The 12,817-nt window shown below is 75.0% G+C and carries 13 protein-coding genes and 1 pseudogene; 6 read left to right on the top strand and 8 right to left on the bottom strand.

All coding sequences use genetic code 11. The features are described from left to right. Positions 1 to 563, top strand: a pseudogene (gene carB, locus PUR56_RS16410) (carbamoyl-phosphate synthase large subunit); the annotation flags it as partial. Here the strand turns inward: carB and PUR56_RS16405 are convergent. Continuing rightward, the gene (locus PUR56_RS16405; protein WP_329885112.1) at positions 527 to 1,015 is read right to left on the bottom strand and encodes a flavin reductase family protein; all 489 of its coding nucleotides are present in this window, start codon (positions 1,013 to 1,015) and stop codon (positions 527 to 529) included. The pseudogene carB and the gene PUR56_RS16405 overlap by 37 nt on opposite strands. Beyond that, positions 1,012 to 2,004: a beta-ketoacyl-ACP synthase 3 gene (locus PUR56_RS16400; protein ID WP_329885111.1), complete on the bottom strand. Its 993-nt coding sequence runs from the start codon at positions 2,002 to 2,004 to the stop codon at positions 1,012 to 1,014. The genes PUR56_RS16405 and PUR56_RS16400 overlap by 4 nt, the downstream gene beginning before the upstream one ends. A 153-nt stretch (positions 2,005 to 2,157) precedes the next feature. Between PUR56_RS16400 and PUR56_RS16395 the strand changes: the two genes are divergently transcribed. From PUR56_RS16395 to PUR56_RS16385, 3 genes are all read left to right on the top strand, one after another. Then, entirely contained in the window at positions 2,158 to 2,763 is a 606-nt protein-coding gene (locus tag PUR56_RS16395; RefSeq protein ID WP_329949476.1) for a response regulator transcription factor, read from the top strand. Between the two features lie 119 nt (positions 2,764 to 2,882). After that, the gene (locus PUR56_RS16390) at positions 2,883 to 3,695 is read left to right on the top strand and encodes an AfsR/SARP family transcriptional regulator (protein WP_329949475.1); all 813 of its coding nucleotides are present in this window, start codon (positions 2,883 to 2,885) and stop codon (positions 3,693 to 3,695) included. Beyond that, positions 3,692 to 4,639 carry a 3-hydroxyacyl-CoA dehydrogenase NAD-binding domain-containing protein gene (locus PUR56_RS16385; RefSeq protein ID WP_329885108.1) on the top strand — a complete coding sequence of 316 codons (948 nt, stop codon included), beginning with the start codon at positions 3,692 to 3,694 and terminating at the stop codon, positions 4,637 to 4,639. Before PUR56_RS16390 ends, PUR56_RS16385 begins: the two co-directional genes overlap by 4 nt. A 189-nt stretch (positions 4,640 to 4,828) precedes the next feature. Here the strand turns inward: PUR56_RS16385 and PUR56_RS16380 are convergent, their stop codons facing one another. The 3 genes from PUR56_RS16380 to PUR56_RS16370 all read right to left on the bottom strand — a co-directional run bounded on the left by PUR56_RS16380 (position 4,829) and on the right by PUR56_RS16370 (position 6,916). Continuing rightward, positions 4,829 to 5,281 (bottom strand): nuclear transport factor 2 family protein, encoded by a 453-nt coding sequence (locus PUR56_RS16380; protein WP_329949474.1) that lies wholly within the window; start codon positions 5,279 to 5,281, stop codon positions 4,829 to 4,831. Between the two features lie 60 nt (positions 5,282 to 5,341). Next, complete coding sequence (locus PUR56_RS16375; RefSeq protein ID WP_329949473.1) at positions 5,342 to 6,319, bottom strand: SDR family NAD(P)-dependent oxidoreductase; 978 nt, start codon at positions 6,317 to 6,319, stop codon at positions 5,342 to 5,344. A gap of 105 nt (positions 6,320 to 6,424) precedes the next feature. Next, a complete protein-coding gene (locus PUR56_RS16370) occupies positions 6,425 to 6,916 on the bottom strand; it encodes a MarR family winged helix-turn-helix transcriptional regulator (protein WP_329885105.1) in 492 nt (163 codons plus the stop codon). A gap of 79 nt (positions 6,917 to 6,995) precedes the next feature. Here PUR56_RS16370 and PUR56_RS16365 point away from each other — a divergent pair, with 79 nt between their 5' ends. Both PUR56_RS16365 and PUR56_RS16360 read left to right on the top strand, forming a co-directional pair. After that, entirely contained in the window at positions 6,996 to 8,507 is a 1,512-nt protein-coding gene (locus PUR56_RS16365) for an MFS transporter (protein ID WP_329885104.1), read from the top strand. 163 nt (positions 8,508 to 8,670) lie between these two features. Next, the gene (locus tag PUR56_RS16360; RefSeq protein ID WP_329949472.1) at positions 8,671 to 9,774 is read left to right on the top strand and encodes a hydrolase; all 1,104 of its coding nucleotides are present in this window, start codon (positions 8,671 to 8,673) and stop codon (positions 9,772 to 9,774) included. Positions 9,775 to 10,013: 239 nt separating this feature from the next. Here PUR56_RS16360 and PUR56_RS16355 read toward each other — a convergent pair whose 3' ends face one another. Genes PUR56_RS16355 through PUR56_RS16345 form a run of 3 tightly spaced genes read right to left on the bottom strand, consistent with a single transcriptional unit; the run spans position 10,014 to position 12,699 of the window. Then, a complete protein-coding gene (locus tag PUR56_RS16355; protein WP_329885102.1) occupies positions 10,014 to 11,036 on the bottom strand; it encodes a DUF6081 family protein in 1,023 nt (340 codons plus the stop codon). Further along, on the bottom strand, positions 11,033 to 11,722 hold the full coding sequence (locus PUR56_RS16350; RefSeq protein ID WP_329885101.1) for an HAD family hydrolase: 690 nt from the start codon (positions 11,720 to 11,722) through the stop codon (positions 11,033 to 11,035). Before PUR56_RS16350 ends, PUR56_RS16355 begins: the two co-directional genes overlap by 4 nt. After that, the gene (locus PUR56_RS16345; RefSeq protein ID WP_329949471.1) at positions 11,719 to 12,699 is read right to left on the bottom strand and encodes a pseudouridine-5'-phosphate glycosidase; all 981 of its coding nucleotides are present in this window, start codon (positions 12,697 to 12,699) and stop codon (positions 11,719 to 11,721) included. The genes PUR56_RS16350 and PUR56_RS16345 overlap by 4 nt, the downstream gene beginning before the upstream one ends. Between the last annotated feature and the right edge of the window lie 118 nt (positions 12,700 to 12,817).

The following is a 12,817-nucleotide window of genomic DNA, read 5'->3' as shown; positions in this document are numbered from 1 at the left end:
TCCACGGCCGCGGCGTCGACACCGTCCTCGGCCCGGAGATGCGCTCCACCGGCGAGGTCATGGGCATCGACAAGGTCTTCGGCACCGCCTACGCCAAATCCCAGACCGGCGCCTACGGCGCCCTCCCCACCAAGGGGAAGGCCGTGCTGTCCGTGGCGGACCGCGACAAGCGGGACATCGTGCTGCCCGCACTCGCCCTCGTCGGCCTCGGGTTCGACCTGCTCGCCACCGCCGGCACCGCCGAGGTGCTCCAGCGTGCCGGCATCCCCACCACCGTGGTGCGCAAGCACGACGAGGGCGAGGGCCCGAACGGCGAGCGGACCGTCGTCCGGCTGATCCACGACGGCGAGATCGACCTCGTCGTCAACACCCCGTACGGCACCGGCGGCCGCCTCGACGGCTACGAGATCCGCACCGCCGCCGTCGCCCGCTCGGTGCCCTGCCTGACCACCGTGCAGGCCATGGGCGCCGCCGTGCTGGCGATCGAGGCCCTCCAGTCGGCGACCGCCATGACGGTGACCCCGCTTCAGGAACTGAGCGTCCGGTACGACCGGTCCGCGTAGACCAGCGGGTCACCGCCGTCCGCGAGCCGGACGGCGGTGACCTCGCCGACCAGGATCAGGTGGTCGCCGGCGGGGTGCCGGTCGTACACCGCGCAGTCGAGCTGGCAGAGGGCGTCGGCGACGGCCGGCAGGTCCCGGGGCGTCGGCTCGGTGTCCGCCGCGCGGAACTTCTCTGCCCCGCGGGTGGCGAACCGGGTCGCCACGGCGGACTGCTCCCGGCGGAGCACGCTCACCGCGAACTCCTCGCAGCCGGCGAGCGCCTTGTAGGCACCGGCCGTCTCGGCCACGCAGACCAGGATCAGGGCCGGTTCCAGCGAGACCGAGCAGAACGAGGTCGCGGTGAGGCCCTGCGGGGCGCCGTCGCTCCCCCGGGTCGTCACCACCACCACGCCGGCGGCGGTCCGGGCCATCGCGGCGCGGAGGTCGTCGCGGGTCACCGTCCGGCCGGTCACGGCAGCACCACCGTCTGCGCCGCGTAGTTGAGTCCGGCCCCGAAGCCGACCAGCAGCGCGGTGTCCCCGCTCGCCGCCGTGCCCTCGCCGAGCAGTGCCTCCAGCGCGAGCGGGATCGAGGCGGCGGAGGTGTTGCCGGTCTCGACGACGTCGCGGGCGACGGTGGTCGCGGCGGTCAGGCCGAGGCGCTCGACCATCAACTCGGTCATCCGGAGGTTGGCCTGGTGCGGCACGAAGGCGCCGAGGTCCGCGACCGACTGGCCGGCCGCGTCGAGGGCCGCCAGCGCGGCCGGCGCCACCTCCTCCATCGCCCAGCGGAACACCCGGCGGCCGTCCATCCGCATCCAGGGCCGTTCGTCACCGGCCCACGGCGCGGTCATCCGCAGGGCGTCGGCGTACGCGCCGTCGGAGCGCCGGACCACCGGGCCGATGCCGGGGTGACGGGCCGCGCCGACCACGACGGCGCCGGCGCCGTCCGCGAAGAGCAGGGCGCTCGTGCGGTCGGTCGGCTCGACGATGTCGGTCATCCGCTCCGCCCCGATCACCAGCACCCGCCGGGCGCCACCGGTCCGTACCGTGTCGGAGGCCACCGCGAGGGCGTGGCAGAAGCCCGCGCAGGCCGCCGACAGGTCGAACGCGGCGGCGCCGCCGGCGCCCAGCCGGTGGGCCACCACGGCGGCCAGCGCCGGGGTCTGGACCAGGTTGGACATGCTCGCCACCAGGACGAGGTCGAGATCGGCGGGGCGCGCCCCGGCCCGGTCGAGGGCCTGCCGGGCGGCCGCGACGGCCATCACCGGCAGCGTCTCGTCGGGGCCCGCGAATCCGCGCCGGCGAATTCCGCTGCGGGTCTCGATCCACTCGGGGGTGGAGTCGATGCTCCGGCAGAGCTCGGCATTGTCGACGCGGCGGCGGGGCCGGTAGCCACCGACCCCCTGTATTCCGCTGTGCCCCGTGCCGGCGACGCGTATCGGGCGTTTCCTCGCGTTCACCACTTCGGTTCTCCATTTCGCGTCCACGATGCGGGCGAGGCGATCCTCACAATCGACGCTGGAAAAGCCCTTGAGGCTCGCTGGGCGGCCCTACAATTCACCTGACGCACCGTCACACCGAGGGACGGCTGCGAACGGGGAAAGGGGGACTCGGTGATCCGGCTGCTCATCGCCGAAGATGTACGGATGGTACGCGGCGCACTGGTGGCGCTGCTCGAACTCGAACCTGACGTCAAGGTGGTCGCCGAGGTCGGCAGCGGCGACGCCGTGGTGCCGGCCGCGCTGGAGGTCCGGCCCGACCTGGCGATCCTGGACATCAACCTGCCGGGGCAGGACGGCCTCACCGCCGCCGCGCAGCTGCGGTCGTACGTACCCGACTGCCGGGTGCTGCTGCTCACCAGCCTGAGCCATCCGACCGTGCTGCGGCGGGCGCTCGCACTGCCGGGCACGGGGCTGCTCCTGAAGGACGCACCGCCGAGCGAGCTGTTCGCCGCGGTCCGCCGGACGATGACCGGCGAGCGGGTCGTCGATCCGCAGCTCGCACTGAGCTTCTCCACTCCGGTGGACGGACTGCTCACCCCGCGCGAGGTCGAGGTGCTGCGACTGGCCGCCGAGGGCGACGACGTCCGGCAGATCGCGCGCCAGCTCCACCTGTCGGTGGGAACGGTCCGCAACTACCTGACCGCGGTCGTCCAGAAGCTGGACGCCCGCAACCGGGTCGACGCCGTCCGGATTGCCCGGGAATCGGGCATGATCTGACGGTGCGTGCACGGCCCCGGTATGAGAAATTCACAGACCGCCCGTGAGATCATCACTAGGGCTCCCTCAGTTCCTCGTGCCACACTCGAGGAAACCGAGATTTCCATGGAGGCGCACGTATGGACATCAGTGTTCTGGGGCCGCTGGAAATACGAATCGACGGAAACTTCATCGTGCCGAGTGCCGGAAAGCCGCGACAATTGCTCGCACTGCTCGCCCTTCGGGCGGGCCGGCTGGTCCAGGTGCCCACACTGATGGAGGAGGCCTGGGGGGCCCGAATACCGAGGAGCGCCCAGACGACGTTACAGACCTACGTCCTCCAGCTCCGCCGGCGGATCGCGGCCGCGCTGCCGGCCGGCACGCCGCAGACGGCCAAGGAGGTGCTCGCCACCCGGCTCGGCGGCTACCAGCTGACCGGCGCCGTGCACGACTCCGACCTGCGGACCTTCCACCGGCTGACCGCCGAGGGCAGCGCGGCCCTCGACGCCGGGGACGCCCACCGGGCCGCCGACGCGCTCGGCCGGGCGCTGCGGCTCTGGCGCGGCCCGGCGCTGGCCGACGTCCCGGTCGGGCCCGTGCTGGAGACCGAGATCCTGGGCATGGACGAGGCCCGCACCCGGGCGATGGAACTGCGCGTGGAGGCGGACCTGCGGCTCGGACGGCACGCCGAGATCCTCAGCGAACTGAGGATGCTGACGGCCCGTCACCCGATGCACGAGAACTTCTCCGCCCAGCTGATGGTCGCCTACTACCGCTCCGGCCACACCTGGCGGGCCCTGGAGACGTACCAGCGGCTGCGCGGCGCGCTGGTCGGCGAACTGGGGGTCGAGCCCTCCCGCCGGGTGCAGCGGCTGCACCAGCTGGTCCTCGGCGGCTCCCCCGAGCCGGCCCACCCGGAACTGCCCGAATTCGCCCTGGAGGTGGCGCGGTGACCGCACGTCCGACGACCTACCGCAGCGCGGCGGTGATCGGCACCGGCACGATCGCGCTGGGCTGGATCGCCCTGTTCGCCGCACGCGGGCTGGAGGTGCGGATCAGCAGCACCCGTGCCGACGCCCGCACCCACGTCACGGCGGCGCTGCCGCTGTACGCGGCCTCCCTGCCCGGCGGACCGGCCGACCCCGACGAGCTGGCGGCCCGGCTGGTCTTCGCCCCCGACCTCGCCGGCGCGGTGGCAGGCGTCGACGTGGTGCAGGAGAACGCACCGGAGGACCTCCCGCTCAAGCAGCGGCTGTTCGCCGAAGTCGCGGCGGCGGCAGCACCGGACGCCCTGCTGCTCTCCTCCACCTCGACCCTGCTGCCGGACGACCTGGGCGCCGGACTCGACACCCCCGGCCGGGTCCTGGTCGGCCACCCGTTCAACCCCCCGCACATCGTGCCGCTGGTCGAGGTGGTGGCCGGCCGCGACGCCGATCCCTCGACCGTCGGGGCCGCGGTGGAGTTCTACCGGTGGCTGGGCAAGACACCGGTCGTGCTGCGCCGCGCGGTGCCGGGCTTCGTGGCGAACCGGCTGCAGTCGGCCCTGCTGCGGGAGAGCATCCACCTGGTGCGCGAGGGCGTGGTGACGGTGGACGAGCTGGACGAGGTCGTGACCGCCTCGATCGGCTCCCGGTGGGCCGTGGTAGGCCCGTTCCACGCCTTCCACCTGGGCGGCGGGCCCGGCGGCCTGCGGCACTGGCTGGAGCACCTGGGCAGCGGCCTGGAACGCAGTTGGTCGCTGCTCGGCTCGCCGCCGGTGGACCGGGAGACCGTCGACACCATCCTGGCGCAGGCCGACGCGTCGTTCGGGGCGGTGCCGTACGAGGAGCTGGCCGCCCGGCGCGACCGCGGGCAGAACGCGGTCATCGCGGCGGCGGCCCGGGCACGCGAGGGCTGAGGACGCGCGCCGCGCGCCGGTGCCGAACGGGAGGCGGGAGGGAGCGCCGACCGTCGGCACCGGCCCGGGGCGACGCCCCGGGGGCAGGCGGGCCGAGTGACGACGGGGCTCCCGGCCGTGACGGCCGGGAGCCCCGCCCGTGCGCCCCGCCCGTGCGCCCGGCCCGGGTGCCCTGCCCGGGTGCCCGGATCAGAACGAGGCGTGGTCCTGGGTCACCCGCCGTTCCAGGGTGCGCAGTTCACCGTCCTCACGGACCAGGACGTCGCGGACGACACAGCTCGGCGCGATGACCGGCTGGAACTGCCCGGGCCGGGTCGTCACGACGAGGGCGTAGAACTCGGTGTGCACGCTGCCGTCGGGCTGCTCGCGGACGTCGAGCATGTTGAACCAGTGCCGGCGCCGGACCGGGTCCTGGGCGAACCGGCGATCGTTGTACGAGCGCACCTCGGCGGCGATCGCCGCCCGGCCGCGGACGGCGGGCGCGTCCGGCGAGTGGTCGAACACGCCGTCCGCCGCGAAGGTCGCCGCGAACGGCTCGGCCCGCACCGCGTCCAGGTGCTGCATCTGGCGGGCGTAGAACAGTTGCACCTCGGCGTAGAGCCCGGTACGGGCCGGATTCGCCACGGGGGTGGTGGTCTCCACCAGCTTCCTCCTCGGTAGGAACGGTTCGTGGAAGGTCCCGGCCACCCTCGCCGGGCGGGCTCAACCCGTCCTGGAGACGGTCTGGAGGAACTCGGCCGCGTGGTCCTCGACCCAGGCGCGGAACGGCCGGGCCGGGCGGCCCGTGTACTCCTGGACGGTGCCCGTCAGCGGCGGCGGCACCCGGCGCAGGTACTCCTCGACGCCGAGCAGCGCGCGGGCGTAGGCCTCGGGCAGCCGGTCGCCGGCCAGTCGCACCCATGCCTCGGCGCTCAGCCGGCGGACGGTCAGCGGACGGCCGGTCACCTCCGCGAGGATCCGCACCCGTTCGTGGGTGTCCAGGGCCTGCGGGCCGGAGAGGACCAGCGGCCCGGGGGCGGGGGCGGGGCCCGCGAGGACGGCGGCGGCGACGTCGGCGATGTCCCGCGGGTCGACCACCGGAAGCGCGAGGTCCGGGTGGACGGCGCCGATCACCCCCGCGCCGCGCACGGCGGGGATCCACTGCCGCGTGAGCGAGGCGAACGGGCCCGGCCGCAGCACGGTGACCGGCCGGCCGGTGGCCGCGAGCGCGGCCTCGCCCTGCCGGTGCTTGCGGAACAGCGGGTTGTCCGGCACCGGGTTGTCCGGCACCGGGTTGTCCGGCACCGGGTTGTCCGGCACCGGGGCGTCCTGTGTCGGGTCCTCCTGTGCCTCGGCAGCCTGCGCGGCGGGGGCCGCAGGGGCGGCGGGAGCCGCCGCGGAGAGCAGGACGAGGTGCTCCGGACCGCCTCCGGGCACGTCGCGCAGCGCCTCGGCGACCGCGGCGCCGGCGTCGTCGGCCAGCAGGACGAAGGCCCGCTCGACCCCGACGAGCGCGGCGCGGACCGCCGCCGGGTCGGTGAGGTCCCCCGGGGCGAGGTGCACCCCGGCCGGCAGCAGGGCCGCGGCCCGCTCCGGCTCCCGGACGAGGGCACGGACCTCCGCGCCGTCCTTCAGCAGACGGCGCACCAGATGGCTCCCGACCGTCCCGGTGGCCCCGGTGACCAGTACTTTCCTCGGCATGCCGCCTCCCTGCGGTCCGTGGGCGGCGGTGTGCCGCCCCGGCGACCAGCAGAGCGTGCGGGGCTCGAAGAACGCTCCAGCGGGACTCGGCCGCCGGCGCCGGACCTACGGGCGGGGGCGGGAGGCGCCGTTCTCGTAAGCCTCGATGGTGCGGACGAACAGCGCCCGGTCCTCGGGGGCGAGCGGCTCGAACGCCCTGCGCCAGGCGTCGGCCCCGTTGGCCAGCCAGCGCTCGATGGCCTCGCGGGTGGCGGGCTCCTCGGTGATGCTGACGATGGTGCGACGGCGGTCGGCCGGGTCGGCCAGCCGTTCGACGACTCCCTGCCGGGTGAGGTCGCTGACCATCAGGCTCACCGTGGTGGGGGCGACCTCCAGGCGCGCCGCGAGCTGGTTCACCGGCATCGGCCCGTCGAAGAGCAGGTAGGACAGCATCGACAGGTGACGGGGCGCCAGGTTCATCGACTGGAGCCGGTCGGGCACGGGCGTGCGCTTGAGCCGCGCCGCCACGCGCGGCATGAGGAGCAGCATCGCGCGGATCGCCTCGTCGGTGCTGAGCCCGTGCGCGGACGAGGCGTCGGACACCTGTTCCGTTGACATCCTCCACCCCTCCCCATAGCTTTGCTTTCAAAGCAAAGTCTCCTGTCGGCTTCTCACACAGTACCGGAAGGGGCGCTCCATGCCCGAGCCCCGGCCCGCATCCCCGCAGTACAGCCCACGTCGCTGGGCGGCCCTGGTGGTCACCATGGCGGCCACCGTGATGGACCTGATCGACGGCACGGTCCTCCAGGTCGCCTTACCCACGCTCCGCCGCGAGCTCGACGCCTCCTCCACCCAGCTCGAATGGGCCATGGCCGGCTACACCATCGCCTTCGCCTCCGGCATGATCACCGCCTCCCGGCTCGGCGACCGCTACGGCCGGCTGAAGGTCTTCCAGGCCGGGCTGATCGCCTTCACCCTCACCTCGCTGCTCACCGGGCTCTCCGTCAACCCCGAGATGCTGGTCACCGTCCGGATCCTCCAGGGGGCCTCCGCCGCCCTGATGGTGCCCCAGGTGCTCGCCATGCTCCGGGTCGAGTTCCCGCCCGGCGAGCAGCAGCGCGCCGCCACCGTCTACGGCCTGACCTTCTCGATCGGCGGCGTCGGCGCCCCGCTGCTCGGCGGCCTGCTGCTCGACGCCGACCTGTTCGGCCTCACCTGGCGGCCGATCTTCTTCGTCAACGTGCCCGTCGGCATCGCCGCGCTGATCGGCACCGTGCTGCTCTGCCGGGACTCCCGCTCCGAGCACGCCTCCACCATCGACGCCCGCGGCCTGGCCATCGCCGGCGTCGCGGTGCTCGCCCTGCTCTACCCGCTGGTCGAGGGCCGCACCCTGGACTGGCCGTGGTGGACCTTCGCCGTCATGGCGGCCTGCCCGGTGCTGCTCTGGCTCTTCGGCCGCTACGAACGGACGGTCGTCGCCCGGGGCCACACCGCGCTGATCGACCCGGCACTGCTGCGCCAGCGGGCCGCCCTCGGCGGGCTCTCCGTCGCCGTGCTGTTCTTCGCGGGCGCCGCCTACCCGGTGATCCTGACGGTCCATCTGCAGAGCACCGTCGGCTTCACCCCCCTGCACACCGCGCTGACCATGGTCCCGGCCGCCGTCGGCGTCGGCCTCTTCTCGCCCTTCGCCACCAGGCTGCGCCAGCTCGGCCGTCCGCTCGCGGTGGTCGGGTGCGTGGTGCTCGCCCTGGGCATGGGCCTCACCACGCTCGCGGTGGTCCGCTACGGGACCGGACTGCACTCCTGGCAGCTGATCCCGGGCCTGCTGATCGGCGGCGTCGGCATGTCGATGGCCTCGGGCGTGCTGATCGCCACCGTCCTCGCGAAGACCCCGGGCCATCACGTGGGCGCCGCGGCCGGACTGGTCAACACGGCCATCCAGATCGGCACCGCCTCCGGGGTGGCGCTGCTCGGCACCGTCTACTTCGGCCTGCTGGACGACGGCCACCCGCCGATCCGCTCCGCCGCCACCGGCCTGCTGGTCGTCGTCGGGCTCTACCTGCTGGCCGCCCCCGCCGCGATGATCCTGCCCGGCGGCCGTCTGGTCTTCATGGCCGCCCGGCCCCCGCAGCAGCAGCCCCGGCCGCCGGCCTCGACGACGCAGCCGGGCCGGCCGGACGGCGCCGACGCGGAGGCCACCCGGACCTGACCGCCCGAACCCCCGGCCACCCGAACCCCGCTCCCTGCCTGTCGATCTGTCGACCTGCCGACCTGCCGGCCGCCCGACCGGCGGTCCAGCCGGCCTCGACCGGACGCCGCGAGGCTGCGCTTCTCCACCGTTCTCCACCGTCCCACCGGAGGGAAGTGCCGCCGTGAAGGAGCATTCCGATCTGACCGAGGTGTGCCGGGCGGCCTCGGCGCACGCGGACCGGGCCGAACGCGAGTACCGGCTCGGGGCCGAGGTCGTCGAGGCCGTCCGGGAGGCCGGGTTCGCCCGGCACTTCGTCCCCGCCCGGTGGGGTGGCGACGAGGGCGGCTTCGGCACCTGCCTCGACGCCGTCTCCGCACTCGCCCGGCACGACCCGTCCGCCGCCTGGTGCGCGTCGATCGCCTCGACCCTCGGCAGGATGGCCGGGTTCCTGCCCGAGGAGGGCCGGCGCGCGCTCTGGGCGGACGGCCCGGACACCCTGGTGGCCGGCGCGCTGGTGCCTGCCGGGACGGCCGTCCTTGAGGACGGCGGCTGGCGGCTCTCCGGCCGCTGGTCCTACGTCAGCGGCGTGGACTCCTCCGACGCCGCCCTGCTCGCCTGTTCGGTCCCGGTGCCCGACGGCGCGCCGGACGAACGGCAGCCGCGCTTCCTGCTGGTGCCCCGCTCCGCCTACCGGGTCGAGGAGACCTGGCGGACCGTCGGCATGCGCGGGACGGGCAGCCACACGCTGGTCCTGGACCCGGTGCACGTGCCCGTCGGACACACCTTCGGGCACGCCGAGCTGCTGACCGGGCGCCCGGCGGGCGAGGCGCCCGCCCCCCTCACCGTGCCGCTGCGCGACGTCAGCGGGCTGACCTTCGCCGGACCCGTGCTGGGGGCGGTGCGAGGGGCGCTGTCCGCCTGGTCCGCCGCCGCGGCCCGCCGGAAGCCCTCGGCCGCCGCCGAGTCCGCGCTCGCCCGGGCCTCCGCCGAGACCGACGCGGCCGCGCTGCTGCTGGCCCGGGCCGCCGAGGACGCCGACCGGGGCGCCCGGGACGAGTGGAGCGGGGCCCGCGCGCAGCGCGACCAGGCGGCCGCCGTGGAGCTGCTGCTGGCCGCGGTCAACGGGCTGGCCAGGACCGCCGGGACCGGTGCGCTGCAGGAGGACGCGCCGTTCCAGCGGTTCTGGCGGGACGCCACCACCGGCGCCACCCACGCCGTCCTCCAGTGGGAGCCGGCCGCCCACCGCTTCGCGACGGCGGAGCTCGTCACGTACGCGGCGGGCTGACGGACCCGACGGGCCTGCGGGTACCGCGGACCGGCGGGTCGCCGCGCCTCACGGGGTGGTCGGGCGACCGGTGGTCGGGCGACCGCCCACCCGGTTGCCCGACACCGGACGCGGGACCACGGAGTGCCGCAGTGCCGCAGTGCCGCAGTGCCGCAGTGCCGCAGTGCCGCAGACGGAACGCCGCGAGGGGGCTGTGGGCATCCGCCCGCAGCCCCCTCCGGCACTCCGGCCGGGCCGGGTCAGCCGGCGGGCCCGTCGGTGACGGTGTACCCGCCGATCGTCAGTTCGGCGCCCTGGCCGAAGAGCCGGCTGCTCTCCCGGCTCTCCTCGTCGACGAAGGTCTGCTCGTGCGGCTCGCCCGCGTCGGGGCGGAAGTAGGTGGTCGCCCGGGAGAGGCGGACCAGGCCGCGCCCGGTCGGCCAGGAGCCGTCCAGCAGGCTGAGCAGGCCCATCCCGAAGCTGAGCTGGCGCGGTTCGACCACCGTCAGCTCGCCGCCCTCGTCGAGGGTGAGCGTCTCCCGGCCGAGCGGCAGACCGATCCGGTCGACCCGCAGCACCTCCTCGTCCTCCAGCAGCCAGCGCACCACGCCTGCGCCCCGGTCGTAGGAGATCCGCACCCGGTGGCGGTCGTCCGGGGTGCGGTCCAGCAGCGGCACGGTGCAGGCGAAGGAGCCGTACGGGCCGAGGTGGCGGCGGGCGAAGTTGGTCCGGCCGTAGAAGGCGTAGAGCCGGCGGTTGGTCAGGATGAAGTCGAAGGCGACCGAGGTCTCCGGGTCGATGGTGTTCAGCATGGCGCCGCCAAGCCGCAGGTCGTCCTCGGGGTCGCGGACCGCGTCGCCGAACGGGTGGCCCGCGGTGCCGTAGGTGCGGCCGGAGACGGTGGCGGAGACGGAGAGCACCCGGCCCGGTTCGGCCTCGAAGCCCTGGAAGCCGGAGGCCGCGGTGCGGTTGACGTAGGCGATCCACTTGGCGTGGTCGGCGAATCCGGGCACCACCCCGGCCTGTCCGCGCTCGCTGGGCACCGTCCGGGTGAAGGCCGGCTCGCCGGTCGCCGCGTTGCGGCCCCGGGAGACCAGGCGCAGGCCGTCCCCGGTGACGGTGGCGTCGGCGTCGTCGGCGATCAGCTCGGCGGTGGCCTGGACGTACCGCCAGCGGGCGTCCGGCCCGGTGGCGGAGAGTCCGTCGCGGAAGTCGTCCCGCCAGAGCTCGGCGGCCTCGGCGGGGACGGCGGCTTCGGCGGGGGTGCGGGCGGGCGGGTTCATCGCGGCTCCTCGGGTCGGTCGGTCGGTGGTGCCGGGGCGAGCAGGAGGTCGACGACCTCGGGGAAGGAGTCGACGACCCGCTCCGCGCCCGCGGCGGTCAGCTCGGCGGCGGTGGCCGCGCCGTACGAGACGCCGATGACGCGCATCCCGGCGGCACGCGCCATGCCCACGTCGGCGACGCCGTCGCCGACCACCACGCAGGACTCGGCGGACAGGCCGAGCCGGTCGGCCGCGTACCGGGCCATCGCCGGGTGCGGCTTGCCGTGCTCGACGCTGTCGTGGCCGGCGACCACGGCGAACGCGTCGGCGACGCCCATCAGGGCGAGGATCTTCTCGGCCGCCCCGCGCGGCTTGGAGGTGGCCACCGCGAGCCGCAGCCCCGCCCCGGCGAGCCGGCGCAGCCCGGTCGCCACCCCCGGGTAGCGCAGGGCCGCGCCGGTGGCCGTCAGATGCGCACGGAAGCGCCGCTGGTAGTCGGCGGCGGCGGCGGCCACCTCCGGGCCATCGGCCGGCCGGCCGAGCAGCCGGGCCAGGCTCGGTTCCAGCGGCAGGCCGACGGTCGCGCGCACGGCGTCCGCGCCGGGGTGCACGCCGCGTTCGGCGAGGACGGCGGTGAGCAGCGTGGCGATGGCCTGCGGGGTGTCGGCGAGGGTGCCGTCGAGATCGAACAGGACGCCGGCCGTCACCGCCACTCCCCCGCCGCCTGCTCGTACGCGGGCCGCGCGCCGGCGTGCTGCGTGCCCGCCTGCTGCTCGTTCCCGGCCAGGGCCGACAGGGCGGCCGACAGCTCGCCGGCCAGCCGCGCGGTGCTCAGCAGCAGGGACCGGCCGGCCTTCGCGGTGCGTCCCTCGGTGACCCGGGAGACGGCCTTCATCAGGAAGGGGCTGACGGCGTTTCCGGTGACCCCGGCCGCGTCCGCCTCGGCGAGCGCCCGCACGATGGCGGTCTCGATCACCTCGGCGTCCAACGCGTCCTCCTCGGCCACCGGGGTGGTGAGCAGGACCGTGCCGCCGCCGTTGACCTCCCAGTGCGCCAGGACGGCGCGGGCGGCCTGGCGGACGTCGTCCACCCGGCGGACCGGGACCTCGGTGGCCCGCGCGTAGAAGCCGGGCAGCCGGTCGGTGCCGTGGCCGAGCACCAGGACGCCGGCCGTCTCCAGGTACTCGGCGGTGAGCCGGGCGTCCAGGATGCTCTTGGCTCCGCCGCAGACCACGGTGATCCGGGTGCGGGTGAACTGGAGGAGGTCCGGCGAGATGTCGAAGGTCTGCTGCGCGCGGCGGTGGACGCCGCCGATCCCGGCGGTGGCGAATACCGGGATGCCGGCCCGCTCGGCGATGACGATGGTGCCGGCCACCGTGGTGGCGCCGGGGCCGCCGCCGGCCAGCACCGGGCCGATGTCGCGGGCGCTGACCTTGGGCACGCCGGCGGTGGTGCGCAGCCGTTCGATCTGGTCGGCGTCGAGGCCGACGAGCAGCCGGCCGTCCAGGATGCCGATGGTGGCGGGCACGGCGCCGCCGTCCCGGACGGCCTTCTCGATGGCGAGGGCGGCGTCGACGGACGGTGCGTGGGTGACGAGCGACGATTCGAGCGCGACCACCGGCCGCCGCTCGGCCAGTGCGGTGCCGACTTCCTCGGTGATGGCAAGGAGCTGGTCCACGGCCATCGCCTCCTTCCGGACAGGGGCTGGTCATCATGGGCTCGGGCAGCCTGTCCGGGGCGGCTGGAGCAGTGGTCGAGCGGGCGTGGAGACGGCGGTTCGACCGGAATTCGAGGGAGCGCGG

It is taken from the genome of Streptomyces sp. BE303, from assembly GCF_036290945.1.
Lineage (GTDB): Bacteria > Actinomycetota > Actinomycetes > Streptomycetales > Streptomycetaceae > Kitasatospora.
The sequence above is the reverse complement of the archived record's forward strand: the minus strand, read 5'-3'. Positions and strand labels throughout refer to the sequence as shown.

Excerpts from the sequence above, each read along its gene's own strand:
- PUR56_RS16370 (WP_329885105.1), bottom strand. The coding sequence starts at position 6,916 with ATGTCAACGGAACAGGTGTCCGACGCCTCGTCCGCGCACGGGCTCAGC.
- PUR56_RS16355 (WP_329885102.1), bottom strand. The coding sequence starts at position 11,036 with ATGAACCCGCCCGCCCGCACCCCCGCCGAAGCCGCCGTCCCCGCCGAG.
- PUR56_RS16345 (WP_329949471.1), bottom strand. The coding sequence starts at position 12,699 with ATGGCCGTGGACCAGCTCCTTGCCATCACCGAGGAAGTCGGCACCGCA.
- PUR56_RS16375 (WP_329949473.1), bottom strand. The coding sequence starts at position 6,319 with ATGCCGAGGAAAGTACTGGTCACCGGGGCCACCGGGACGGTCGGGAGC.
- PUR56_RS16390 (WP_329949475.1), top strand. The coding sequence starts at position 2,883 with ATGGACATCAGTGTTCTGGGGCCGCTGGAAATACGAATCGACGGAAAC.
- PUR56_RS16365 (WP_329885104.1), top strand. The coding sequence starts at position 6,996 with ATGCCCGAGCCCCGGCCCGCATCCCCGCAGTACAGCCCACGTCGCTGG.